This window comes from uncultured Oceanisphaera sp. (assembly GCF_947495715.1).
Classification (GTDB): domain Bacteria; phylum Pseudomonadota; class Gammaproteobacteria; order Enterobacterales; family Aeromonadaceae; genus Oceanimonas; species Oceanimonas sediminis.
This window is the reverse complement of record NZ_CANLZU010000015.1, coordinates 77,463-103,273: the sequence shown is the minus strand read 5'-3', so window position 1 is coordinate 103,273 and position 25,811 is coordinate 77,463. Positions and strand designations below refer to the sequence as shown.

Below are 25,811 nucleotides of genomic sequence, written 5' to 3'. Positions count from 1 at the left end.
AATGTCCTATACCACTTTCAGTCAAATTCAGAACGATCATATGAAAGAGCCCATGTTCCTCGGTAATCCGGTGAACGTGGCCCGTTATGATCTGCAAAAATACGATATCTTCGAAAAGCTGATCGAGAAGCAGCTGTCTTTCTTCTGGCGCCCGGAAGAAGTGGACGTGTCTCAGGACAGAATCGACTACCAGGCGCTGCCGGACCATGAAAAGCATATTTTCATCAGCAATCTGAAGTATCAGACCCTGCTAGACTCCATTCAGGGCCGCAGCCCCAACGTGGCCCTGTTGCCGCTGGTGTCCATTCCCGAGCTGGAAACCTGGATTGAAACCTGGGCCTTTTCCGAGACCATTCACTCGCGCTCCTACACCCATATCATCCGCAATATCGTCAACAACCCGGCGACCGTGTTCGACGATATCGTGGCCAACGAGCAGATCCTCAAGCGTGCCGGCAGCATTGCCGGCTACTACGACCAGCTGATCGAATACACCAACCTCTACCATCTGTTTGGTGAAGGTGAGCATGAGCTCAAAGGTCAGCCGATCAGCATCAGCCGTTATGAGCTGAAGAAAAAGCTCTACCTGTGCCTGATGAGCGTCAATGCACTGGAAGCCATTCGCTTCTACGTCAGCTTCGCCTGCTCTTTCGCCTTCGCCGAGCGCGAGCTGATGGAAGGCAACGCCAAAATCATCAAGCTGATTGCCCGCGACGAAGCCCTGCACCTGACGGGCACCCAGCACATGCTCAATATTCTGCGCAGTGGCGACGACGATCCGGAAATGGCGCAAATCGCCAAAGAATGCGAGCAGCAGTGTTTCGAGCTGTTCCGTGATGCGGCGATTCAGGAAAAGGAATGGGCCGAATACCTGTTCAAGGACGGCTCCATGATCGGCCTGAACAAGGACATTCTGTGCCAGTACGTGGAATACATCACCAATCTGCGTATGCAGACGGTGGGGCTGGCCCCGGCATTTAACGATGCCAAGCAGAACCCGATTCCGTGGATCAACGCCTGGTTGTCATCCGACAACGTGCAGGTGGCCCCGCAAGAGGTAGAAGTCAGCTCCTACCTGGTGGGCCAGATCGACTCGCAAATGAATCATGACGATCTGGGTGACTTCGAGCTGTGAGCCGTGTCTGCACCCGAGCGCTGAACTTTGAACTTCGAGCAGGTGAAACCCTGCTCGAAGGGCTGGAGCGCACCGGTCATGCGGTGGAATATCAGTGCCGCAGTGGTTACTGCGGCTCTTGCCGCACTACCCTGCTAGAGGGAGCGGTCAGCTACCAGCAAGAGCCGCTGGCTTTTGTACCCGCCGGTGACATTCTGCCCTGCTGCTGTCGCCCACAAGGCGAGGTCATCCTGGATCTGGACGCCGAGCCGGTCAAGAAACAGGCTTGAGTCAACACGGCATACTGCGCGCATCACCGATTTAACCCGATACCGTCTCCCTCATCCGTACACCAAAAGCCGACATCGTCAGCCCACACAACATCCAACTCGTTAGTTGCGCTTGTGCCGAAGGTAATCCGTCATCAAACGTACGTTGCGTCGGTTGGCCTTGAAGGCAAAATCGAACAGATCGCCGAAGATGGGGATGATGCCGATGCCCAGCTCCAGCAACACATTCAGCCCCATACGGGCCAGTACCCCGGCGGGCAGCTTCATGCGCGCCGCCTCCAGTATGATGTAAGACGACAGGCCGGCGCCGACCAGATCGCCGATACCCGGTACCAACCCGATAATGCCGTCGACCCCCACCCTGAAGCCACCGGGCAGCCGAACGGCACTGTCCAGCAGCCAGGACAATCGTTCCAACCGCCGGGTAGTGGCTTCATGATCTGTGGAATCATCACTCATTTTTTGGCAATGACCCACACCGCATGTACGATGCCGGGAATATAGCCCAGCAGGGTCAGCAGAATGTTGATCCAGAAGTGTTTACCGATGCCGACCTGCAAAAACACCCCCAGCGGCGGCAACAGAATGGCGATGATGATGCGAATAAAATCCATGATTGGCTCCTTTTATTGGGGCTTGTGTTCCGGCGCCAGCGGAAACGGGTGCCAGCTCAGGCGACCATTCTGCTCGAATGACTGCTCCCGCTCGCAAACAAACAACTGTTTGCCCATTTCAATCACCGACCCTCTCGAATAACGCTGATCCGCATAAAAACATACCGGCTCCAGGCTCGAGGCAATATTCAGCTCCACCGGTGGCCGGGTGCTGATGGTATTGGCCGACAGCGAAGTCGATAAGACAAGCAAAGCCCAGCCAGGTATTTTCATCATAATGCATTTCCTCTTTACCCGAAGATAGCCACATGGTACCACCCTATCAGATACCTAAAACAAGGTTTAGTCATGAGACAAGGATCCCGGTTACTGCTGGCACTGGTGATACTCGCCACCTTTTTGCCGATGATGAAGCCGTCCTACTCGGCACCCGCAGTGACCCCGGAGCGGTCAGATAGCCGCAACCAGGTGCTCGATTACCGGCGCGATATCAAGCCCATTTTCGAACAGAAATGCGTCGCCTGCCATGCCTGCTACGACGCTCCCTGCCAGCTCAAGCTCACTAGTCACGAAGGCGTAAAACGCGGTGCCAGCAAACAGCGGGTATACGACGGCACCCGCACCAAAAATGCCGAGCCCAACCGACTGTACACCGACGCCATGGGCGAGCCGGCCTGGCGCCAACGAGGCTTTTTCAGTGTGATTGATAACCGGAATGGCGAGGCGGCATTGATGCTGCGCATGCTGGCACTGGGTCAACAGTCCGACTGGAGTAACAACGAGCGATTGCCGGAACAGCTGGATATTGCCATTACCCGCGCCAATCAGTGCAGCAAGGCCGACGAATTCGGTAGCTTCGCCCGCCAGCACCCGCAGGCCGGTATGCCTTTTGCCGTGACCGGTCTTACCGATAGAGAATACCGGACCATAGCCACCTGGCTGGCACAAGGTGCCCCCGTACCCGAACAACAACCGGCCTTGTCTGCCGAGCTGCAGCAGGCCGTCACTCAATGGGAGACCTGGCTGAATCGTAACAGCCCTCGTCACCAACTGGTCGCCCGTTATCTTTATGAGCACTGGTTTCTGGCTCATCTTTATTTCAGTGATGCCGGCAAAGACGGCCAGCACACCTTTTTCGAACTGGTACGCTCCCGTACTCCCGCAGGCCAGCCCATAGAGGTGATTGCCACCACCAGGCCAACGGACGACCCGCAGGGCACCTTTTACTATCGGTTACGGCCACGACTGGAAAGCCGCATACACAAAACCCATATCATCTATCCACTCAATAACGACAAGATGAAGCGACTGGAGCAGCTTTTTCTGGAGCCCAAATGGACCGTCAAAACCATGCCCGGTTACGGCCCGGACCAGGCGGCCAATCCCTTTTTTACCTATGCCGCCATACCCGCACGCTCGCGCTATCAATATTTGCTGGATGATGCGCAATACTTCGTGCGCTCCTTTATTCGAGGACCCGTCTGTCGTGGGCAAATTGCCACCGATGTGATTCGGGATCAGTTCTGGGTGGCCTTTCAGGAGCCCGAATACGATCTCTTTGTGACCGACGCCAGCTATCGAACCCGCGTCAAAGAATGGTTGACCCTGCCCGGGCTGAACGCCAATCTGTTGAGCCTGGGCGCAGACTGGATTGCCCATCGCGATGCCCGTAACAACTATCAAACCACCCGCCAGCAGACTTACGCCCGGCACTATCCCCAAGGCCCCGACCTCGCGCATATATGGAATGGCGATGACAAGAATCGGGACGCCCTGCTCACCGTATTTCGTCACCACAACAGTGCCAGTGTGGTCACCGGCTGGCAGGGAGACACCCCCTCCACCATGTGGGTGATGGATTACCCACTGTTGGAGCGCACCTACTACGCACTGGTCGCCAATTTCAACGTCTATGGCAACGTGTCGCATCAGGCGCAGACCCGGCTGTATTTCGATCTTATCCGCAACGGTGCCGAGGCCAACCTGTTGCGCTTTTTACCGAGCAAGCAGCGAAACCCGCTGCTGCATCGCTGGTATGACAACAGTGGCCGCATCAAGCTGTTCACCAGCTATGCGGATGTGGACGAACAGACTCCCAGTCGCATCGAGGTGACCCCCCGGCAGCCACTGGCCGACTTTGGTCAACAGGTGCTCACTGCGCTGACTCCAGTCGCCGGCCCCGTCGATAGCCTCAATCGCTGCCAGCAACCAGACTGTGTCAAGCCGGACGAGCCAAGTACAGTCAACGGCCGACAGCAGGACATCGAGTACCAGTTAAAACGCCTCACCGGCGTTACCGCCGCCAGGCTGCCCGCCATTCAATGGTTGCCGGAAGTCACTCTGCTACGCATCGAAAGCGGCGATCAGCGGCAAATCTATAGCCTGATTCATAACCGGGACCACACTAACGTCGCCTTCATGCTGGGGGAAAATCTGCGCCTGCGGCCGGAAAACGATACCCTGACGATACTGCCCGGTGTGGTCGGCAGTTATCCCAACTTCATCTTCAACGTAAAGCAGGAGGAGCTGCCCGAATTTGTCACGGCCCTGATCACCATGAAACGCGCCGAAGACATCCATCCCCTGGCAGACCGGTTTGGCATTCGGCGCGCCCACCCACGGTTCTGGTTCTACTTTCACGACATGCACCGCTACCTGCAGCAAACCTCACCGCTGGAAGCCGGGATACTGGACATGAATCGCTATTTCAATTTATAAGTTTCGACCGGGCGTTGCTTTCCCCAAAAGCTTGGGCTAGGGTATTGATACTGATTTTTATATATTTTTTAGTTACTTGGGATTTTACTGCTTACCGTTACTACTTACATAACTGCGCTACTGACAGAGGGTTTTATGTATAAGTATCAGATCAATTTTCCGAGCCCTGCCCCCTTCTGCCCGGTTTAAGCCGGATGCTGTTTTTAGCATCCGGCTTGAATACTGCGGCCGACAATCGCGGCCTGCCCCCTCTTTATTCGGTATTGCCTGACCCGTACAGCACAGGAGATGCAGCCTTGAAGTATTCAATCTGCCGTGGCCCTCTTAAATGGGCGTAGCTTGAGTCTATTCAACTTGAGCTTGTGACAACGTCGATTTTACAGGCCGGCGAGACAAAGAAAGCGGCACTTTTCCGGCGGCCCGTCATCAAGGAGCCTGATCATGAGTAAGGAAAAGGTAAAAAAGAAAGCGGAAAAATCCCTGAAAGAAAAGCGTCAGGAGAAGCGCGACAAGCGCAAGAACCAGGAATAATCCCGACGTAGGCCGAAAAGCCAACCGGTTTGCAGGCACAGGAGCCAGTGTCTGCGAGCCGACGTAGTAAAGTACAGTAGTATGGATAGCAAGCACGATCCGGTTGGGCGCCTCTCGGCGCCCTTTTTATCGACGTCCGCCTTTTGGCGACAGATAAAAACTGTCGGTAAAACCATCGATAAGACAAAGCCTTATTCTTTTGCGGCCTTTGTTGCCATGCCGGCCAGTGCCTTTTCTATTTTCGATATCACCTCTTCGCAGCCGATAATATCGTGTCTTTTCGCTAAATACCCCGGCTCGTTATAGGATATCCAGACCCTGTTTGCTTCGTCTTGCCAGATCAGGGCTTTTTGCGGCAGGTCGATAGCCACACTTTGCCGGCACTGCATCAACGGGCTGCCTACCCTGGGGTTACCGAACAGAAGTAGCTCGGTATCTCGCAGCTCGACGCCGACCTTATCGGCACCCTGTGCGTGATCTATTCGATTGAATACCGTCATCCCATTCTCTTTCAGGATGCTTTCCATTCGATCAGCCGTGTCCTTCACGGTAAACGTACTTTCGATATTCATCATGCCATCCGCCGTCTGTGCCGAGGCAGAAATAGCAACCGCAAAAATCAGACTAAAAATTGATGTTCTCATGATGGCTTCCTTAATAAATCGAACCACTCCTGGCGGCAGCACCGGGCAAAACAAATGTTAACAGGCCGAAAAGAAGTAGATGTGAACTGATTCTAGCCAACACGCAGGCAAACAAAAAGGGGCGCAAGCGCCCCTTTTTTCATCGTGCTTTACGCCAGATACCTAGCAGCTTATTCCCACTCGATGGTCGCCGGCGGCTTGCCGGATATATCGTAAACCACGCGGGAAATGCCGTCGATTTCGTTGATGATACGGTTGGACACATGCCCCAGGAAGTCATAAGGCAGGTGCGCCCAGTGAGCAGTCATGAAGTCGATGGTTTCTACCGCACGCAGCGAAACAACCCAGTCGTACTTGCGGGCATCGCCCATGACACCGACCGAACGTACCGGCAGGAACACGGTAAATGCCTGGCTGACCTTGTTGTACAGGTCGTGATTGTGCAGTTCTTCAATGAAGATGGCATCGGCCCGGCGCAGCAGGTCGCAATATTCCTTCTTCACTTCGCCCAGCACACGTACGCCCAGGCCCGGCCCCGGGAACGGATGACGATAAAGCATGTCGTAAGGCAGACCCAGTTCCAGGCCAACCCGACGCACTTCATCCTTGAACAGCTCTTTCAGCGGTTCAACCAGCTTCATTTCCATGTCGTCCGGCAGGCCGCCCACGTTGTGGTGCGACTTGATCACATGGGCCTTGCCGGTAGCGGAGCCGGCAGACTCAATCACGTCCGGATAGATGGTGCCCTGAGCCAGCCATTTCACGTCCTTGATCTTGCTCGCTTCTTCATCGAACACTTCGATAAATACGCGACCGATGATCTTGCGCTTGGCTTCCGGATCGTTTTCGCCGGCCATCGCTTCCAGGAAGCGGTGCTCGGCATTCACATGAACAATGTTCAGCCCGAAGTGATCGCCAAACATCTCCATGACCTGCTCGGCTTCGTTCAAACGCAGCAGGCCGTTATCCACAAATACGCAGGTCAGTTGTGAACCAATGGCCTGGTGCAGCAGCATGGCGGTCACGGAAGAATCAACACCGCCAGACAGGCCCAGCAGTACCTTGTCGCTGCCTACCTGCTCGCGAATACGGGCAACCGCATCGTCGATGATGGTGGCCGGGGTCCACAGCGCTTCACAGCCGCAGATGGTGCGAATGAAGTGCTCCAGCATGCGCGCACCCTGGCGGGTGTGGGTCACTTCCGGGTGGAACTGCACGCCATAGAAATGGCGGTTCTCGTCGGCCATGGCCGCGAAGGGACAGCTGCCGGTCTGGGCAACTTTATGGAAACCTTCGGGCAGCGCCACAACCTTGTCGCCATGGCTCATCCATACGTCCAGCAGGGCGTTGCCATTGGCGTCTATTGCGTCTTCGATATTGGCGAACAGGGCACAGTCGGTCACCCGCTGAACCTGCGCATAACCGAATTCGCGCTCGGTAGAGCCAGCAACGGAGCCACCCAGCTGCTGGGCCATGGTCTGCATGCCGTAGCAAATGCCGAACACCGGTACGCCGGCGTTAAATACGTATTCCGGTGCCCGTGGGCTACCGGCTTCGGTGACCGACTCGGGTCCCCCAGACAAGATAATGCCATTCGGATTGAACTCGCGGATCTGGGCTTCGGTCACATCCCAGGCCCACAGCTCGCAATATACGCCCAGCTCCCGAACCCGGCGGGCAATCAGCTGAGTGTACTGAGAGCCGAAATCCAGGATCAGGATCCGGTTATCATGAATATTTTTGGTCATCGTCTTCCTACTCGTTACAAAGACCGCCTGTGGGGGGCCAGACGGCAATAGAAAAACGGGGGAACCAGCCCCCCGTTTACTGCGTGTCGGGATCAACCCAACCGGTAGTTGGGCGCTTCCTTGGTAATGGTCACATCGTGTACGTGTGATTCCTGGATGCCCGCGCCGGATATCTTAACAAATTCTGCCTTGGTGCGCAGGTCATCAATGGTGGCGCTGCCGGTCAGGCCCATGGCACTGCGCAGGCCGCCCATCTGCTGATGGATAATCGCCTTGAGCATGCCCTTGTAGGGCACCCGACCTTCGATGCCTTCCGGCACCATCTTGTCGGCGGCGTTGTCACTCTGGAAGTAACGGTCGCTTGAGCCCTTGCTCATGGCGCCCAGGGAGCCCATGCCGCGATAAGACTTGAACGAGCGGCCCTGGAACAGTTCGATTTCGCCCGGCGACTCTTCGGTACCGGCAAACATGGAGCCCATCATCACGCAGTTGGCACCGGCGGCCAGTGCCTTGGCGATGTCGCCCGAGAAGCGAATGCCACCATCGGCAATCACCGGAATATCCAGCGCCTTCAATGCTTCAACCGCATTGGCCACGGCACTGATTTGCGGTACACCGCAACCGGTCACGATGCGAGTAGTACAGATGGAGCCTGGGCCGATACCCACCTTGACCGCGCTCACGCCGGCTTCGGCCAGGGCCAGGGCGCCGGCGGCGGTGGCGACGTTGCCGCCGATGATCGGCAGATCGGGGAAGGCGGCGCGGGTTTCACGAATACGCTGCAACACGCCTTCGGAATGACCGTGAGAAGAGTCGATCAGCAAGACATCGAGGCCCGCATCAACCAGCGCCTGAATACGCTCTTCGTTGCCCGGAGCGGCACCTACGGCGGCCCCCACGCGCAGGCGGCCACGTTCGTCTTTACAGGCGTTGGGCTTGCTTTCGGCTTTCTGGAAATCCTTGGCGCTGATCATGCCGGTCAGCTGGCCTTTGGCACCCACCACCAGCACTTTTTCGATGCGGTGCTGCTGCATCAGGGCTTCAACCTGATCGCGGGACGCGCCGGCATTGACGGTCACCAGGCGCGACTTATCGGTCATCACCTCGTTAACCAGCTTGCTCATGTCCTGCACAAAGCGAACATCGCGGCCGGTGATAATGCCGACCAACTCACCTTCGGCAGTCACTACCGGGTAACCGGCAAACCCGTTCAGCAGGGTCTGTTCACGTACCTCGGCAATGGTCATGTCGGGACGAACGGTGACCGGGTCGGACACCACGCCGCTTTCGAATTTCTTGACCTTGCGTACCTGAGCAGCCTGGGCTTCAATCGACATGTTTTTGTGAATAAAGCCAATTCCCCCTTCCTGAGCGAGCGCAATAGCGAGGTCGGCTTCGGTCACGGTATCCATGGCGGCAGAAACAATGGGAATGTTGAGGTGAATGTCTTTTGTCAGGCGGGTACGAAGATCCGCGGTGTTGGGCAATACGGTGGAGTGAGCTGGGACCAGCAGTACATCATCAAAGGTCAGGGCGTCTTGGGCAATCCTAAGCATCGCAATATTCACCATCAGTTGGGGGGTTAAATCGGTAAAAATATTGCCGATGAATTTTAGGCATGTGTCCCCCTTGGGTAAAGCGATTTTTGTGATTTTGGCAAATTAAGCGCAAAATAGCCGTTAAAGCCGCTTACTTTAATATAAAGACACTTATCAGGGGCCATTTTGCATCAGGATAAATCAACAGAAATTTACACGGTCACCCGCCTGAATCGCCATGCACGCCTGCTGCTGGAAGGCGAAATGGGCGCGGTGGCCCTGAGCGGCGAAATATCCAACCTCGCCACTCCGGGCTCGGGTCACTGGTATTTTTCGCTAAAAGACAATCAGTCCCAGCTGCGCTGCGCCATGTTTCGCGGCAACAATCGCAGCGTCGCATTCAAGCCTAAAAACGGCGATCAGGTACTTATCTTCGGCAAAGTCACGCTTTACGAGCCGCGAGGCGATTACCAACTGGTGGCACAAACCATGGCCCCCGCCGGTGAAGGCCTGCTCAAGCAGCAATTCGAGGCACTCAAACGCAGCCTGGGCGATGAAGGCCTGTTCGACAGTGCACGCAAGCGCCCGCTGCCCGAGCATCCGACCCGCATCGGCATCATCAGCTCCCCTACCGGGGCGGCATTGCACGATATTCTGACCGTGTTGGCCCGCCGGGCACCCCATTTGCAGGTGGTTCTCTACCCCAGTCAGGTACAGGGCGAGCCCGCCGCCATGCAGCTGGTCTCGGCTTTGGCCACTGCCAACCGCCGTGCCGAAACCGAGCTGTTGATTCTGGCCCGGGGGGGCGGCTCGCTGGAAGACTTGTGGTGTTTCAACGACGAGCGGCTGATACGCGCCATCGCCGCATCTGCCTTGCCGGTGGTCAGCGCCGTGGGTCACGAGGTGGATATCACCCTGAGCGATCTGGTGGCCGATCTGCGTGCCCCTACCCCGTCCGCTGCCGCCGAGCTGATCAGCCGGGACGCCGGCGCCCAGCTGCAACAGTACCAGCAGTGGCAGCAACGGCTGCAGCAGGCCCAACAGCGCTACCTGCTGCAGGGCAAGCGCCGGCTGGAACGACTGGAGGCCCGCCTGGGTCGCCAGCATCCTCATCAACGGCTGCAACAACAGGCTCAGCGGCTGGATCAGTTGCAACTGCGCCTGCAACGGGCCATGAGCCGGCGGCTGGAACAAACACAACAGCGCCTGAGCAATGTACTGCTGCGTTGGCAACACCAGCATCCGGCCCAACGGCTACAGAGCCGTCAGGCACTGCTCAACGGCCTGCAGCTGCGCCTGCACAGCCTGATGAAAACCCGCCTCGAGCATAGCAGCCACCGGCTGGCTCTGGCTGGCTCACGCCTCAATGCCATCAGCCCGCTGGCCACGTTGGCTCGCGGTTACAGCATCACCCAGCAAGACGCACGGGTGATCACCGATGCCGGCCAACTTCAGCCAGGAGACACCATACGCACTCGACTGGCCAACGGTGAGGTAATGAGCCAGGTGCTGGAAAGCCGCGAAGCTTGAAGCAAAGTAACGCCTACGATACGTACTCCACGAAAAAGGGCGCCTGAGCGCCCTTTTTCTGTTTATCTGCTCGGTAGCAGCGCCCCGTCCGGCAGTGCCTCATCCGCTATCGCCTCCTCCTGCAAGCGATAGTGGGCAATCATCTGCTCCAGTACCTTGCACTCGGCCACCAACTGCAAACTGGCGGTGGCGGCGAAATGAGACTGCTGCAATGTCTCGCCCGACGAGTCCCTTACCCGGGTAATGTTGTAACTCACCTCGGCACAGACCGCACTCTGCTCGTCGGCCGAGGTCGAGACCAGTGAATTCAGCTCGTTGATGCGGGCCACCTGCTCGATAATGGCCTGCAACGAGTCCATGGCCGCCTGGGTGCTGGCGACACTGCTCACCGCCTGCCCTTCGGCCTTTTCGATGGCCTGCACCGCGTCTTTCGCCTCACTTTGCAGCAACCGAATCATGCCGGTGATTTCTTCTGCCGAATGTTGCGTACGCAGCGACAGGGTACGTACCTCGTCTGCCACCACCGCAAAGCCGCGCCCGGCCTCACCGGCCCGTGCCGCCTCAATGGCCGCATTCAATGCCAGCAAGTTGGTCTGCTCGGCAATGCCCTTGATCATGTCCAGCACCTTGCCAACCTGATCACAACGGCCGTCCAGGGTACGAATGACCTGATCGATGCGTTCAATCTCACCGCTCAAGTCCTGAATACCGGCCACCGCCACCTGGGCCTGATCGCTGGCACTCAGTGCAAAGACATGACTCTGCTCCGAGGTTTCGGCGGTAAGACGGGCATTTTCCCGCACTTCCCGGGCCGAGGCCTCCATTTCATTCACGGCGGTGGCAATCAGCGCGGTTTCACCGTCCTGCGCCTTCACCGAGGCATCGGTCTGCTGCGCCCCCAGCTGGATCTGATCCGCCTCCCGGTAAATCCGCCCGGTGACCTGCTGCACTTCCTTCAGGCTGCCCTGAAAACTGGCCAGCAGTCCGTTGATGGCACCGACCAGCCCACCCAGTTCGTCTTTGCCCAGCGGCACCAGCCGCGTAGTCAAATCGCGATCTTTCGCCAGCTGTTGCAAACGGCTGCTGATATTGAGGATGGGACGCTTCAGGTAATGGTTCTGGATCAGCCACAACAGCAGGCAGGCCAGGGCGAAGACCAGCAGCAAGGCGCCGCCCAGGCGCAGGTTGTTGTCGTGGATTTGGGCGAAGGTATCGCTCAGATCGTAACTGATGCGCACCGCGCCCATCACGGTGCCTTCGTCTACCTGATGACACTGCAGACAGGAAGTGCCGCGATACTCCTGGTAGGCCTTGTAAGGCTTGACCAGCGTCAGGCTTGGAATTTCATCGTCCAGATGCAAATCGAGCACCGTCTCGCCCTGCTCGATGGCCCGACGATCCAGCTCGTCCTCAATGCCCTGATCCGGCGCGCCGGGGCCAAACAGCCTGGTCACCGCCGGCGCACGAATCACCCTGGCCTGCTCGATGCCCACCTCTTCCAGCACCTTGGTCTGTACCAGCTGGCGCTGATGAATCACGCCGTTCACCATCAACACATTAAGCTGATCCATATACAGGTTGGCGGTGGTTTCTATTTTTTCTTCAGCCAGATGCAGAGCCAGCGTTCGCTGCAGCTTGGTGGACACGGTAAAACACAAGGCAAATACCAGGGCGAATATCACCAGCAGCGGCAGAAATATCTTCCAGTTTAAAGAAAGGTTACGCATTCCGTTAGCATCTCATTTGACTCTATAGAAAATCATTCTACGAGAATTGGCTGCTTAAAAAATATCTATCATCGCGATACTTGATCTGAATCAAGGCTTCATATGAGGTATTTCAGAATCAGGTTTTAACGGGCGAACTATACTGAAGAGGCAGCTAGAGAAGGCGGCCGACATGGCCTTGCCTTCGGGAGGTAGCTATGGGTATGTCAACAAGACTGAAACAGTATCTGGATCAACACCATATTCCCTATGAAAAGGTGCGCCATGTCTATGCCGAAGGTGCGACTCAAAGCGCCATCGCCAGCCATGTTCCGCTGGCCCAGATGGCCAAGGCGGTGATTCTGGAGCAGGATGACGGTAAGTCGATCATGGCGGTACTGCCTGCCGCCGACAAGGTCGACCTGCAGCGCCTGAATTACCTGATTCACCATGAAGTACAACTGACACCGGAGTACCGCCTCGGGAAGTGGTTCGATGACTGCGATCCGGGCGCCATTCCTGCGCTGGGTGAAGCCTACTCGCTGGACACGCTGGTGGATGATGAAGTGCTCCATATGGCCGATGTCTATATGGAAAGCGGCGATCACCGGGATCTGATCCACATGAAAGGCGACGACTTCCGCCGTCTGGCCAGCCACTGGCAACACGGCCAGTTCAGCATCAAACCCGATCCCTGGAGCCGGGTTGAGCGGATGTGACTCGAAACGTGAGGGGTGAGGGGTAACAAAAAATAAAAAAAAGGAGCCTTTCGGCTCCTTTTTTCTTTCTTCCAGCTTAAAGCTTATCGCTTACGGCTTTACCAGCCGGTCACTTCACGCAGTGCCTTGCCGATGTCGGCCAGTGAACGCACGGTTTTAACACCGGCGTCCTGCAGGGCGGCAAACTTCTCGTCTGCGGTGCCCTTGCCACCGGAGATGATGGCACCCGCATGGCCCATGCGCTTGCCCGGAGGGGCGGTCACGCCGGCGATGTAAGAGACCACCGGCTTGGTGACGTGCTCCTTGATATAGGCAGCCGCTTCTTCTTCGGCGGTGCCGCCGATTTCACCGATCATCACGATGGCCTCGGTTTCCGGATCCTTCTCGAACAACGCCAGAATATCGATGAAGTTGGAGCCCGGAATCGGGTCGCCACCAATACCGATACAGCTGGACTGGCCAAAGCCTTCGTCGGTGGTCTGCTTGACCGCTTCGTAGGTCAGGGTACCGGAGCGGGACACGATGCCCACCTTGCCTTTCTTGTGGATATGGCCGGGCATGATGCCGATTTTGCACTCGTCCGGGGTGATCACGCCGGGGCAGTTGGGGCCTATCATGCGCACGCCGGTTTGTTCCAGCTTCACTTTCACGTCCAGCATGTCCAGAGTAGGAATGCCTTCGGTAATGGTCACGATAAGCTCGATGCCCGCGTCAATCGCTTCCAGAATCGCGTCTTTACAGAATGCCGCCGGCACATAAATCACGGTGGCGGTGGCACCGGTCACTTCAACCGCTTCACGCACTGTATTGAACACCGGCAGGCCCAGATGGGTAGTGCCCCCCTTGCCGGGAGATACGCCACCCACCATTTGAGTGCCGTATTCAATGGCCTGTTCGGAATGAAAGGTACCCTGGCCACCGGTGAAACCCTGACAAATGACCTTGGTGTCTTTGTTGATCAGAATGCTCATGCTGTTATTTCCCCTGTGCGGCGTTAACGACCTGAACGGCTGCGTCGGTCAGGCTGGTGGCGGCGATGATGTTGAGACCGGACTCGGCCAGTTTCGCGGTACCGGCTTCGGCATTGTTGCCTTCCAGACGCACCACCACCGGGACTTTAACGCCCACTTCCTTCACCGCACCGATAATGCCTTCGGCAATCATGTCACAACGAACGATGCCACCGAAGATATTGACCAGCACCGCTTTCACATTGCTGTCGGAGAGAATAATCTTGAATGCTTCGGTTACCCGCTCCTTGGTGGCGCCACCGCCTACGTCCAGGAAGTTGGCGGGTGAACCGCCGTGCAGGTTAACGATGTCCATGGTACCCATGGCCAGACCGGCACCATTGACCATGCAGCCGATGTTACCGTCGAGTGCCACGTAGTTCAGCTCCCACTTGGCGGCATAGGCTTCGCGGGCATCGTCCTGTGAGGGATCGTGCATATCGCGCAGCTTGGGCTGACGGTACATGGCGTTGGAGTCGATGTTGATCTTGCCGTCCAGGCAATGCAGGTTACCCTCGGTGGTGATCACCAGCGGGTTGATTTCCAGCAGGGCAAAATCGTAGTCCAGGAACATCTGTCCCAGACCAAGGAAAATTTTGGTGAACTGTTTGATCTGGTCGCCTTTCAGCCCCAGTTTGAATGCCAGTTCACGGCCTTGATAAGCCTGCGGGCCCACCAGGGGATCGATGGCGGCTTTGTGGATCAGTTCGGGGGTCTCTTCGGCCACCTTCTCGATTTCCACACCACCTTCGGTAGATGCCATAAAGACAACACGGCGGGTACCCCGGTCGACCACCGCACCCAGATACAACTCTTTGTCGATATCGGTGCAGGACTCAACCAGAATCTTGGCAACCGGCTGACCATTGGCATCGGTCTGATAGGTTACCAGGTTCTTGCCCAGCCAGTGTTCGGCGAATTCTCTTATCTCGTCTTTGGTTTTAGCCAGCTTGACGCCACCGGCCTTACCGCGGCCTCCGGCGTGAACCTGACATTTAACCACCCACATACTACCGCCGATCTTGCTGGCAGCTTCCACTGCTTCCTGTGGATTGTCACATGCATAGCCTTCCGACACGGGCAAACCGTATTCAGCAAACAATTTTTTTGCCTGATATTCATGCAAATTCATGTTGTGTTTCCGTTGTTGTGTAGGGATTCAGAGTATTTTTTAATTTCCGTTTTTATGTTGTCGCAGGGTATAAAAAAGGCCGGGCCGCAGCCCAACCTCTTGTTATTGGTTTATACGTCCAGCAGCAGGCGGGTCGGATCTTCCAGCAGTTCCTTGATGGAAACCAGGAAGCTGACCGACTCGCGACCGTCGATGAGACGGTGATCGTAAGACAGCGCCAGGTACATCATCGGCTGTATTTCTACCTTGCCGTTCACGGCCATGGGGCGATCCTGGATTTTGTGCATACCCAGAATGGCGCTCTGCGGCGGGTTGATGATCGGCGTAGACATCAGGGAGCCGAACACACCACCGTTGGTAATGGTGAAGTTACCGCCGGTCATGTCGTCCACGGTCAGCTTGCCGTCACGACCCTTGATGGCCAGTTCCTTGATGCTCTTTTCGATATCGGCCAGGCTCAGACGATCACAGTCGCGCAGTACCGGCGTGACCAGGCCACGCGGGGTAGAAACGGCGATGCTGACGTCGAAGTAGTTGTGATAGACGATATCATCACCGTCGATGGAAGCGTTCACTTCCGGGAAGCGCTTGAGCGACTCGACCACGGCTTTCACATAGAAAGACATGAAGCCCAGACGAATGCCATGACGCTTCTCGAACACTTCCTGATACTGCTTGCGCAGGCTCATGATCGGACCCATGTTGACCTCGTTGAAGGTGGTCAGCATGGCGGTGGTGTTCTTGGCTTCGAGCAGACGCTCGGCAACGCGCTTGCGCAGACGGGTCATGGGCACCCGTTTTTCGGTACGCTCGCCCAGCGGCACGACCGGGGTCTCTGCCTTGGCTGCAGCAGGTGCGGCCGCCGGCTTGTTGCCGCCCTTGATGAAGGCTTCCACATCTTCCTTGGTGATGCGACCACCCTTGCCGGAGCCGGACAGCTTGGCCACGTCGATGCCGTGTTCGGCCACCAGGCGGCGAACCGCCGGGCTCAGGCTGTCATCGTCGGACTTGGCGTCGGCTTTGCTGTCGGTCTTGGCGTCTTCTTTGGCTTCACCATTGGCAGAAGAAGCGGCCTTTTCTTTGGTCGCTTCGCCGGCCACGGCGCCCTGCTTGAGCTGGCCAATCAACTGCTGGCCCAGCACGGTGGCACCGGCGTCTTCGATAATGGCTTCCAGAATACCGGCTTCGGGCGCCGGTACTTCCAGTACCACCTTGTCGGTTTCGATGTCGACGATCACTTCGTCGCGTTCAACCCGGTCACCCGGCTGTTTGTGCCAGGTGGCGATAGTGGCATCGGCGACGGACTCGGGTAAGTCGGGAACCTTGATTTCGATGGTCATCAATATGTCCTTTGTGCGTTATGCTTCGGTCTGCGTCAGTGCGTCTTCGACCAGCGCTTTTTGTTGTTGTAAGTGAACAGAGGTGTAGCCCACTGCCGGCGATGCCGAGGCTTCGCGACCTGCATACCGCAGATTCGCGCCCGCCGGAATCGCGGCCCGGAAGTGATGCTGGCTGCAATACCAGGCGCCCTGGTTTTGCGGCTCTTCCTGACACCAGACGAACTCGGTTACGTGCTGGTAGTCGGCAAAAATCGCGGCAACCTCTTCCTGAGGGAACGGATACAATTGCTCGATCCGAATAATGGCCACATCCGTTTGTTCATGCTTGCGCCGTGTTTCAAGCAAATCGTAATACACCTTGCCCGAACAAAGAACAACACGCTTGACGCCTTTGGGATCCAGATCATCAATTTCGCCGATAGCGTTCTGGAAAGAGCCGGTGGCGAGGGTTTCCAGCTCGGAAACCGCCAGCGGATGACGCAACAACGACTTGGGTGTCATCACCACCAGCGGACGACGCATGGGGCGCAATACCTGACGACGCAGCATGTGGAACACCTGCGCCGGCGTGGTCGGTACACAGACCTGCATGTTGTGCTCGGCGCACAGTTGCAGATAACGCTCCAGACGCGCACTGGAGTGCTCCGGACCCTGCCCTTCGTAGCCATGGGGCAACAACAGGGTAAGACCGCACATCCGGCCCCACTTCTGCTCACCGGAACTCAGGAACTGATCGATCACCACCTGGGCGCCGTTGGCGAAGTCACCAAACTGGGCTTCCCATACGTTCAGCCCCTCGGGCTCGGCGGTGGCATAGCCGTATTCAAACGCCATCACCGCTTCTTCACTCAGCACCGAGTCGTACACCTGAAACTGGCCCTGACTGTCGGACAGATGGCACAGCGGGGTATAGGTGCTGGCATCGTTCTGGTTGTGCAGCACCGCATGCCGGTGAAAGAAGGTACCGCGGCCGGAATCCTGACCGGTCAGACGCACTTCATAACCGTTGTCACACAGGGTGGCGTAGGCCAGTACTTCGGCAAAGCCCCAGTCGGCCAGCTTTTCGCCCTTGGCCATCAACTTGCGATCGGCATAGATTTTGCCAACCTGACGCTGCAGGGTATGGCTCTCGGGGTAGTCGGTCACCCGCTCGGCCAGCTCTTTCAGCGCATCGAGCGGATAATTGGAGTCGTACTCCATATCCCACTCGTGACCCAGGTAGGGAGACCAGTCGACGGAGTGTTTTTCCATCGGTCGCCATTCCTTGACCACACACTCGCCGCTGTCCAATGCATCACGATATTCGTTGATCATCACGGTGGTGTCTTCCGCCGAGATGGTGCCCTTGCCAATCAATTGATCGGCATAAATCTTGCGCGGCGTCGGGTGTTTCTTGATCTTCTGGTACATCAGCGGCTGGGTCGCACTCGGCTCATCGGCCTCGTTGTGACCGTGACGGCGGTAGCACACCAGATCGATCACCACATCGCGACCAAATTCGTTACGATAATCCAATGCCAGCTGAGTCACCTGCACCACGGCTTCCGGATCATCCGCGTTAACGTGGAAAATCGGCGCCTGCACCATCTTGGCGATATCGGTACAGTACTCGGTAGAGCGGGTATCGCGCGGGTTGGAGGTGGTAAAACCAACCTGGTTGTTGATGACGATACGCACGGTGCCGCCCACGCCGTAGCCCCGGGTCAGCGACATGTTGAAGGTTTCCGCCACCACACCCTGACCGGCAAAGGCCGAATCGCCGTGAATGGTAATCGGCAGTACCTTGCGGCCATCCGGGTTGGACAGACGGTCCATGCGCGCGCGCACCGAACCGATAACCACCGGGTTGACGATTTCCAGATGCGAGGGGTTGAAGGCCAGCGCCAGGTGTACGTTACCGCCCGGGGTCTCGAAGTCGGAGCTGAAGCCCATGTGGTACTTCACGTCACCCGAGCTTTGCACTTCGTACTTGCCGGCAAAGGCATCAAACAGGTCTTGCGGGCGCTTGCCCAGCACGTTGACCAGCATGTTCAGACGGCCACGGTGGGCCATGCCGATCACCACTTCCCGACCACCGTTCTCACCGAAACGGCGGATCAGTTCCTTGGTCATCGGGACCAGGGCATCACCCCCTTCGAGGGAGAAACGCTTGGCGCCGGGGAACTTGGCACCCAGATATTTTTCCAGGCCTTCGGCGGCGTTCAGGCTGTCCAGAAAGCGCAGCTTGTCGTCCTGACTGAATCCGGGATCACCCACCATCGGCTCTAAACGGCTCTGGATCCAGCGCTTCTCTCTGGTACTGGTGATGTGCATATACTCGGCACCGACCGGGCCGCAGTAGGTTTTTTTCAATGCTGACACCAGATCCTTCAGCTTCATGGTTTCCTGGCCGATGGCATAGGAACCCACGTTGAAGGTAGCGTCCAGATCGGCACCGGTCAGGTTGTGAAAGGCCGGGTCCAGCTCGGCCACCACCTTGCGATCCCACAGCCCGAGCGGATCCAGGTTGGCATTCTGATGGCCACGAAAACGATAGGCGTTAATCAGCTGCAGCACCTTGACCTGCTTGGCGTCAGTGTGGGGATCACTGACCGGAGTGGCATAGCGGGAGGTGTCTTTGGCAAGGCGGCGGAAGTAATCTCTTACTTGAGAATGAGGTTGATCCTGTACGTTTTCTTCAGGCACCGGCAGGCCGTTGAATACGGTCTGCCACTGCTCGGGAACGGACTCAGGATCGGCAAGATAAGCCTCATAAAGGTCTTCTACATAGGTCGCATTGGCACCGGCCAGGTAAGAAGAATCCAGCCAGGCTTGCATTACGCCATTGTGCATCTTTATCCCTTTGTAATGTCTCGACAGGGCTACTGTCGTTCTGATCGTCGAGTCAAAGCCGCCCTTGCGGGCGGCGGATTATCTAGCGGGGACGATTAAACTGCCCGATTCAACAGCATGGACTTGATGTGACCAATGGCCTTGGTGGGGTTCAGGCCCTTGGGACATACATTCACGCAGTTCATGATGCCATGACAACGGAACACGCTGAAGGCGTCATCCAGCTCGGACAGGCGTTCGTCGGCGGCGGTGTCGCGGCTGTCGGCCAACCAGCGATAGGCGGCCAGCAAACCGGCCGGACCGATAAACTTGTCCGGGTTCCACCAGAAGGACGGACAGGAAGTCGAACAACAGGCGCACAGAATGCACTCGTACAGTCCGTCCAGCTTGGCCCGCTCTTCCGGTGATTGCATGTGCTCACGCGCCGGTGGCAGTTTTTCATCGGCAATCAGGAACGGTTTGACCTTTTCCCACTGGGTGTAGAACTGGCTCATGTCGATCACCAGATCACGCACCACCGGCAAGCCGGGCAGTGGCCTGATCACCACCTTGTTATCCTTGCCCAGCAAGTCGGACAGCGGCGTAATACAAGCCAGGCCGTTCTTGCCATTCATGTTCATGCCATCGGAGCCACAGACCCCTTCACGGCAGGAGCGGCGGAAGGACAAACTCGGATCCTGCTCTTTCAATGCCAGCAGCGCATCCAGCACCATCATGTCGGAGCCTTCGGCAACGTCCAGCCGATAGTCTTTCATGAACGGCTTGGCATCGGTTTCCGGGTTATAACGATAAACTGAAATAGTAACTTGCATCTTTACCCCCTCCCCTTAGTAGGTCCGCGCTTTCGGCGGGAATGCATCACGATGATTCGGTGACATATTCACGGACCGTCTGCTCATGGACTCGGTTTCAGGGCTGTACAGGGAATGGCACAACCAGTTTTCGTCATCACGCTCCGGATAATCGAAACGAGAGTGAGCACCACGGCTTTCGGTGCGGAAGTTCGCGGCCACCGCGGTGGCATAAGCGGTTTCCATCAGGTTGTCCAGCTCCAGACATTCGATACGCTGGGTATTGAAGTCGCTGCTGGTGTCATCCAGACGGGCGTTCTTGAGTCGCTCACGAATCTTTTTCAGCTCGGCCAGGCCGGACGCCATGGCGTCACCTTCGCGGAATACCGAGAAGTTGTGCTGCATGCACTGTTGCAGATCTTTCTTGATCTGTACCGGGTCTTCACCGTCGCGATTGTTTTCCCAACGGTTGTAACGGGCCATGGCCGCGTCGATGTCGGCCTCGGTCGCGTCTTTGATGTCGGTCAGCTCGTTCAGTGCTTCGGTCAGGTGACGACCCACGGCACGACCGAATACCACCAGATCCAGCAACGAGTTGCCGCCCAGACGGTTGGCGCCGTGTACCGATACGCAGGCAATTTCGCCGACCGCAAACAGGCCTTTCACCGGCACGTCCTTGCCATCGGCATCGAGGGTCATCGCCTGGCCATTCACATTGGTCGGAACACCACCCATCATGTAGTGACAGGTCGGAATAACCGGAATCGGCTCTTTGACCGGATCCACGTGGGCGAAAGTACGAGACAGCTCGCAGATGCCGGGCAGACGGGATTCGAGTACGTCCTTGCCCAGGTGATCCAGCTTCAGCTTCAGGTGCGGACCCCAGGGGCCATCGCAGCCGCGGCCTTCACGGATCTCGATCATCATGGAACGGGCAACCACGTCACGACCGGCCAGATCCTTGGCGTTGGGCGCATAACGCTCCATGAAGCGCTCGCCGTCCTTGTTCAGCAGGTAACCGCCTTCACCACGGCAACCTTCGGTCACCAGGGTGCCCGCGCCGGCGATGCCGGTGGGGTGGAACTGCCACATTTCCATGTCCTGCACCGGCACACCGGCACGCAGGGCCATGCCCACGCCGTCACCGGTGTTGATATGGGCATTGGTGGTGGACTGGAAGATACGACCGGCGCCGCCGGTGGCCAGAATGGTGGCCTTGGCCTTGAAGTACACCAGCTCACCGCTTTCGATATCGATGGCAGTACAGCCGACCACGTCGCCGTCCTGGTTTTTCACCAGATCCAGCGCATACCATTCGGAAAAAACGGTAGTCTTGTGCTTGACGTTTTGCTGATAGAGGGTATGCAGCAGGGCATGACCGGTACGGTCGGACGCCGCGGCAGTACGCGCCGCCTGCTCGCCACCGAAGGCCTTGGACTGGCCACCGAAGGGGCGCTGATACACCTTGCCGTTGTCGAAACGAGAAAAGGGCAGACCCATTTTTTCCAGCTCGAGGATGGCCTCGGGACCGGTCTGACACATAAACTCAATCGCGTCCTGATCACCGATATAATCGGAGCCCTTGACGGTATCGTACATGTGCCATTCCCAGTTGTCGTCGTGGGCATTGCCCAGCGCTACCGTGATGCCACCCTGAGCGGATACGGTATGAGAACGGGTCGGAAATACCTTGGACAACAGCGCACAGCTCTTGCCGGATTCGGCTATTTGTAGTGCGGCACGCATGCCTGCACCGCCGGCGCCGATTACCACGGCGTCGAATTCGCGAATTGTAATAGTCACCTTATACACCCCACAGTACGACGATACCGGTCAATACATAAACCAGCAGTAACACCACTACTCCAAACTGGGCCACACCGCGCCACAAGGCCGGTTTGACATAGTCGGACAGCACCTGCCAGGCACCAATCCAGCCATGTATCAACATGCTGAACAGCGCCAGTAGCGTAAACACCTTGGTAAAGGTCTTGTCGAAGAAGCCCGCCCAGACATCAAAGCTGATGTCGTTAAAGGCGATAAAACCCACCAGGTAAAGGGTGTATAAGGTCAGAACAACGGCCGAGGCGCGCATCAACATGAAATCATGTACGCCGCTGCGACCAAAGGTTGCAGAATTGGTTACCATACCATTACCCCCGCCAGCAATGACAACACGATAGTCACACCGAACGCCACCTTGGCACTCAGCGCACCCGACTCCAGCTCTTCACAGTAGCCCAGGTCCATAATGAGGTGGCGAATGCCGCCCACTATGTGGTAGGCCAGCGCAGTCAGGACACCCCAGAGGATAAAGCCGACGAAGAAACCGTCGAGAATATCCACAACTGCCTGGAACCCGGCTTCGGAAGAAAGCGAGTAACTCAGCAGCCACAGCAGGATGGCGAGTGCGAACAGCGTGATGACACCGGAAACCCGGTGCAGGATTGATGCGATTGCAGCGACAGGTTGGCGAATAGTCCGTAGGTCGAGGTTTACAGGTCTCTGTTTTTTAGTCACGGTCTTGCCCACTAGCTCCATTGAGCACGTTAGTTATTGTTTTAACAGATAAAGCCCGGATATATGAAATGGAAATCTGAGAGAAAGTGCATACTGAAATCCGGATGCCCGAAGGCGTTCAGAACACCAGCGATTGCACTTGCAAAATATCCAAAACTGCACCATATACCCTCGCAATCCAGTATATGGAGGAGAAAAATAATTACAACGAAGGGTCTGAGCCAATGATCAAATATGTAAAGTTGATCCCACAACGACGTCAACCCGTGGTCAGCCACACGAGTAAAATTGACATTGCCCCCCGGTTCTGTTTTCAATATGCCCGCACCATGGAAGGCAATAGTAGTTAGATATTTTTTTAATCTATGTAAAAATGCCTATCCGTGGACCTATTATAAGAACGCGAAGGAGACGTGCTATGGCTGACCAAAAGGCCACTCTACACTTGCCAGGCAAGGAACCCATTGAGCTTCCAATCGCCTCGGGCACAGCCGGTTACGATGTGATCGATATCAGCTCGCTGGGCTCACATGGATACTTCACCTACGATCCCGGTTTTATGGCGACGGCATCCTGCCAGTCCGAAATCACCTATATCGACGGTGACAAGGGCATACTGCTGCACCGCGGTTACCCCATCGATCAGTTGGCACAAAACGCCAGCTACCTCGAAGTCTGCTACCTGCTGCTGTACGGGGAAGCCCCGACCGCCAAGCAGTTTGACCAGTTTCAGCACCTGATCATGCGTCACACCATGGTACACGAGCAGTTGTCGTCCTTCTTCAAGGGCTACCGCCGCGATGCGCACCCCATGGCCATTGTCTGTGGTGTTATCGCCGGTCTGTCGGCGTTCTACCACGACCCGATGGACATCAACAACCAAGAACACCGGGAAATTGCCGCCCACCGCCTGATTGCCAAGATGCCGACCATCTCTGCCATGGCGTACAAGTACTCCATCGGTCAGCCGTTTGTGTATCCGCGCAACAACCTGAGTTATTCGGCCAACTTCCTGCAGATGATGTTTGCGGTGCCCTGTGAAGATTACAAGGTCAACCCCATCGTCGAGCGCGCCATGGACCGTATCTTTACCCTGCATGCGGATCACGAGCAGAATGCCTCTACCTCGACCGTGCGTCTGTCCGGCTCCAGTGGTGCCAACCCCTTCGCCTGTATTGCGGCCGGCATTGCCTCGCTGTGGGGACCGGCTCACGGCGGTGCCAACGAAGCCTGTCTGATGATGCTGGAAGAAATCGGCTCCGTGGATCGCATTCCCGAGTTTATCGAACGCGCCAAAGACAAGGATGACCCCTTCCGTCTGATGGGCTTCGGCCACCGGGTGTACAAGAACTTCGATCCGCGCGCCAAGGTCATGCGCGAAACCTGCCACGAAGTACTGGACGATCTCAAAATCGAGGATCCGCTGCTGGACGTGGCCATGGAGCTGGAACGTATCGCGCTGTCCGACCCCTACTTCGTCGAACGCAAGCTGTACCCGAACGTCGATTTCTACTCCGGTATCATTCTGAAGGCCATCGGTATTCCGACCTCCATGTTCACCGTGATCTTCGCCCTGGCACGTACCGTGGGCTGGATGTCGCACTGGAACGAGATGATGTCCGACAGCAAGCAGAAAATCGGCCGTCCGCGTCAGCTGTACACCGGCGCGCCCGAACGCGAGTTCAAGACCCAGGTCGAGAAATAACCGCCGTTAAGCGTTACCGCTAATCGAGCAAAAGGCCGGCATTAAATGCCGGCCTTTTTTTATTGTAGTCGCGCGCTTTAGCCGCGAAAACCTGCGCAGCAGGTTCTGGTGCACCAGGGATATCGCTGCGCGATATTGCACAGCTAAAGCAGTGCCTACATCCGTGCAGCATGTTGGTACCGGCGCCGCCGATATTTTCATACAGCACAAAGCAAAACACCGAACCTGTCAGGCTCGGTGTTTTGTAGGGTCCAATTCATTGGACCACATACTATTGCACGGCTTGATACGGTCGAATAAATTCGACCCTACATTACTCGGCGGAATATTGCGCCATCAGTTCACCGGCCTTGTCGACCATTTTGCTCGAGCCCACAAAGTAGGGGGTGCGCTGGTGCAGCTCGGTCGGCTTGATTTCCATGATGCGACGGAAACCATCGGTGGCCTTGCCACCGGCCTGCTCGGCCATGAATGCCAGCGGGTTACACTCATACAGCAACCGCAGCTTGCCATTGGGGTTGCTGGTGCCGGACGGATAGATATAGATGCCGCCCTTGAGCATATTCCGATGGAAATCCGATACCAGGGAGCCGATATAGCGCGAGCTGTAGGGGCGTTTGGTGTCTGCGTCCTTTTCCTGACAGAACTTCAGGTACTTCTTCACCCCTTCCGGAAACTTGATGTAGTTGCCTTCGTTGATGGAGTAGATGGTGCCCTGCTCGGGAATGCGAATATTTTCGTGCGACAGGCAGAAGGAGCCCAGGGTCGGATCATAGGTAAAGCCGTGCACGCCATTACCGGTGGTGTAGACCAGCATGGTGGAAGAGCCGTACACCACGTAGCCGGCGGCGACCTGATTCACGCCCGGCTGCAGAAAGTCTTCCATGTTTACCGGCTCACCGGGTGCGCTGACGCGACGGTAAATGGAGAAAATGGTGCCGATGGACACATTGACATCGATGTTGGAAGAGCCGTCCAGCGGGTCCATCAACACCACGTATTTGGCATTGCTCTGACGCTTGTCATCGAAGGCCACATAATGGTCTTCTTCTTCGGACGCGATGCCGCACACTTCGCCACGGGCTTCCAGTGCCGCTTTAAATATGTCATTGGCGAACACATCCAGTTTCTGCTGTGTTTCACCCTGCACATTTTCACTGCCGTTGCTGCCACCGATGATGTCGGTGACCAGGCCGGCCCGGTTGATTTCCCGGTTCACCACCTTGGCGGCGCGACGGATAGACGACAACAGCGACGACAGCTCGCCGCTGGCGCTGGGGTATTCAGCCTGATTCTTAATGATGTATTCACCCAGGGTAATCATATAGT

The 25,811-nt window shown here is 56.7% G+C and carries 22 protein-coding genes; 6 read left to right on the top strand and 16 right to left on the bottom strand.

Annotation, left to right across the window (positions count from 1 at the left end; translation table 11 throughout):
• Position 1 precedes the first annotated feature (1 nt).
• Together nrdB and yfaE are read left to right on the top strand one after the other, a co-directional pair.
• On the top strand, positions 2-1,135 hold the full coding sequence (nrdB, locus tag Q0753_RS10990) for a class Ia ribonucleoside-diphosphate reductase subunit beta (protein ID WP_298720572.1): 1,134 nt from the start codon (positions 2-4) through the stop codon (positions 1,133-1,135).
• Positions 1,132-1,404, top strand: coding sequence for a class I ribonucleotide reductase maintenance protein YfaE (gene yfaE, locus Q0753_RS10985; protein ID WP_298720570.1), 273 nt, complete (start codon positions 1,132-1,134; stop codon positions 1,402-1,404). The genes nrdB and yfaE overlap by 4 nt, the downstream gene beginning before the upstream one ends.
• A 102-nt stretch (positions 1,405-1,506) precedes the next feature.
• Here the strand turns inward: yfaE and Q0753_RS10980 are convergent, their stop codons facing one another.
• From Q0753_RS10980 to Q0753_RS10970, 3 genes are read right to left on the bottom strand one after another with little or no spacing between them, the layout of a single operon-like run.
• Positions 1,507-1,863, bottom strand: coding sequence for a DUF4112 domain-containing protein (locus Q0753_RS10980; RefSeq protein ID WP_298720568.1), 357 nt, complete (start codon positions 1,861-1,863; stop codon positions 1,507-1,509).
• Positions 1,860-2,018 (bottom strand): YqaE/Pmp3 family membrane protein, encoded by a 159-nt coding sequence (locus tag Q0753_RS10975; RefSeq protein ID WP_104487697.1) that lies wholly within the window; start codon positions 2,016-2,018, stop codon positions 1,860-1,862. Before Q0753_RS10975 ends, Q0753_RS10980 begins: the two co-directional genes overlap by 4 nt.
• Positions 2,019-2,030: 12 nt before the next feature.
• A complete protein-coding gene (locus tag Q0753_RS10970) occupies positions 2,031-2,294 on the bottom strand; it encodes a DUF1496 domain-containing protein (RefSeq protein WP_298720555.1) in 264 nt (87 codons plus the stop codon).
• A 72-nt stretch (positions 2,295-2,366) separates the two neighbouring features.
• On the opposite strand from Q0753_RS10970, the gene Q0753_RS10965 reads away from it, so the two are divergent.
• Positions 2,367-4,736 (top strand): fatty acid cis/trans isomerase, encoded by a 2,370-nt coding sequence (locus tag Q0753_RS10965; protein ID WP_298720551.1) that lies wholly within the window; start codon positions 2,367-2,369, stop codon positions 4,734-4,736.
• Positions 4,737-5,458: 722 nt separating this feature from the next.
• On the opposite strand, the gene Q0753_RS10960 is transcribed toward Q0753_RS10965, so the two are convergent.
• From Q0753_RS10960 to guaB, 3 genes are all read right to left on the bottom strand, one after another.
• The gene (locus Q0753_RS10960; RefSeq protein ID WP_298720547.1) at positions 5,459-5,911 is read right to left on the bottom strand and encodes a DUF302 domain-containing protein; all 453 of its coding nucleotides are present in this window, start codon (positions 5,909-5,911) and stop codon (positions 5,459-5,461) included.
• Between the two features lie 170 nt (positions 5,912-6,081).
• Complete coding sequence (gene guaA / locus Q0753_RS10955; protein ID WP_298720544.1) at positions 6,082-7,659, bottom strand: glutamine-hydrolyzing GMP synthase; 1,578 nt, start codon at positions 7,657-7,659, stop codon at positions 6,082-6,084.
• A gap of 92 nt (positions 7,660-7,751) precedes the next feature.
• Positions 7,752-9,215, bottom strand: coding sequence for an IMP dehydrogenase (gene guaB / locus Q0753_RS10950; protein WP_298720541.1), 1,464 nt, complete (start codon positions 9,213-9,215; stop codon positions 7,752-7,754).
• A 168-nt stretch (positions 9,216-9,383) separates the two neighbouring features.
• Here guaB and xseA point away from each other — a divergent pair, with 168 nt between their 5' ends.
• A complete protein-coding gene (gene xseA, locus Q0753_RS10945; RefSeq protein WP_298720538.1) occupies positions 9,384-10,727 on the top strand; it encodes an exodeoxyribonuclease VII large subunit in 1,344 nt (447 codons plus the stop codon).
• A gap of 62 nt (positions 10,728-10,789) precedes the next feature.
• Here the strand turns inward: xseA and Q0753_RS10940 are convergent, their stop codons facing one another.
• Entirely contained in the window at positions 10,790-12,454 is a 1,665-nt protein-coding gene (locus Q0753_RS10940; RefSeq protein ID WP_298720534.1) for a methyl-accepting chemotaxis protein, read from the bottom strand.
• Between the two features lie 203 nt (positions 12,455-12,657).
• On the opposite strand from Q0753_RS10940, the gene Q0753_RS10935 reads away from it, so the two are divergent.
• The gene (locus tag Q0753_RS10935; protein ID WP_298720531.1) at positions 12,658-13,152 is read left to right on the top strand and encodes an aminoacyl-tRNA deacylase; all 495 of its coding nucleotides are present in this window, start codon (positions 12,658-12,660) and stop codon (positions 13,150-13,152) included.
• Between the two features lie 98 nt (positions 13,153-13,250).
• On the opposite strand, the gene sucD is transcribed toward Q0753_RS10935, so the two are convergent.
• The 8 genes from sucD to sdhC all read right to left on the bottom strand — a co-directional run bounded on the left by sucD (position 13,251) and on the right by sdhC (position 22,789).
• Positions 13,251-14,123, bottom strand: coding sequence for a succinate--CoA ligase subunit alpha (sucD, locus tag Q0753_RS10930; RefSeq protein ID WP_298720527.1), 873 nt, complete (start codon positions 14,121-14,123; stop codon positions 13,251-13,253).
• 4 nt (positions 14,124-14,127) lie between these two features.
• Positions 14,128-15,294, bottom strand: coding sequence for an ADP-forming succinate--CoA ligase subunit beta (gene sucC / locus Q0753_RS10925; protein WP_298720525.1), 1,167 nt, complete (start codon positions 15,292-15,294; stop codon positions 14,128-14,130).
• Between the two features lie 110 nt (positions 15,295-15,404).
• The gene (gene odhB, locus Q0753_RS10920) at positions 15,405-16,634 is read right to left on the bottom strand and encodes a 2-oxoglutarate dehydrogenase complex dihydrolipoyllysine-residue succinyltransferase (protein WP_298720522.1); all 1,230 of its coding nucleotides are present in this window, start codon (positions 16,632-16,634) and stop codon (positions 15,405-15,407) included.
• A gap of 18 nt (positions 16,635-16,652) precedes the next feature.
• Positions 16,653-19,466: a 2-oxoglutarate dehydrogenase E1 component gene (gene sucA, locus Q0753_RS10915; protein WP_298720519.1), complete on the bottom strand. Its 2,814-nt coding sequence runs from the start codon at positions 19,464-19,466 to the stop codon at positions 16,653-16,655.
• Positions 19,467-19,561: 95 nt separating this feature from the next.
• Positions 19,562-20,278 (bottom strand): succinate dehydrogenase iron-sulfur subunit, encoded by a 717-nt coding sequence (locus tag Q0753_RS10910; protein WP_298720516.1) that lies wholly within the window; start codon positions 20,276-20,278, stop codon positions 19,562-19,564.
• A 15-nt stretch (positions 20,279-20,293) separates the two neighbouring features.
• Positions 20,294-22,060: a succinate dehydrogenase flavoprotein subunit gene (gene sdhA / locus Q0753_RS10905; RefSeq protein WP_298720511.1), complete on the bottom strand. Its 1,767-nt coding sequence runs from the start codon at positions 22,058-22,060 to the stop codon at positions 20,294-20,296.
• Between the two features lies 1 nt (position 22,061).
• Complete coding sequence (gene sdhD, locus Q0753_RS10900) at positions 22,062-22,406, bottom strand: succinate dehydrogenase, hydrophobic membrane anchor protein (protein ID WP_298720508.1); 345 nt, start codon at positions 22,404-22,406, stop codon at positions 22,062-22,064.
• Positions 22,400-22,789, bottom strand: a complete 390-nt coding sequence (sdhC, locus tag Q0753_RS10895; RefSeq protein ID WP_344964536.1) for a succinate dehydrogenase cytochrome b556 subunit — start codon at positions 22,787-22,789, stop codon at positions 22,400-22,402. The genes sdhD and sdhC overlap by 7 nt, the downstream gene beginning before the upstream one ends.
• A 406-nt stretch (positions 22,790-23,195) precedes the next feature.
• Between sdhC and Q0753_RS10890 the strand changes: the two genes are divergently transcribed.
• A complete protein-coding gene (locus tag Q0753_RS10890) occupies positions 23,196-24,482 on the top strand; it encodes a citrate synthase (RefSeq protein ID WP_298720502.1) in 1,287 nt (428 codons plus the stop codon).
• A 313-nt stretch (positions 24,483-24,795) separates the two neighbouring features.
• Here the strand turns inward: Q0753_RS10890 and fbp are convergent, their stop codons facing one another.
• On the bottom strand, positions 24,796-25,806 hold the full coding sequence (gene fbp / locus Q0753_RS10885) for a class 1 fructose-bisphosphatase (protein ID WP_298720500.1): 1,011 nt from the start codon (positions 25,804-25,806) through the stop codon (positions 24,796-24,798).
• Positions 25,807-25,811 lie beyond the last annotated feature (5 nt).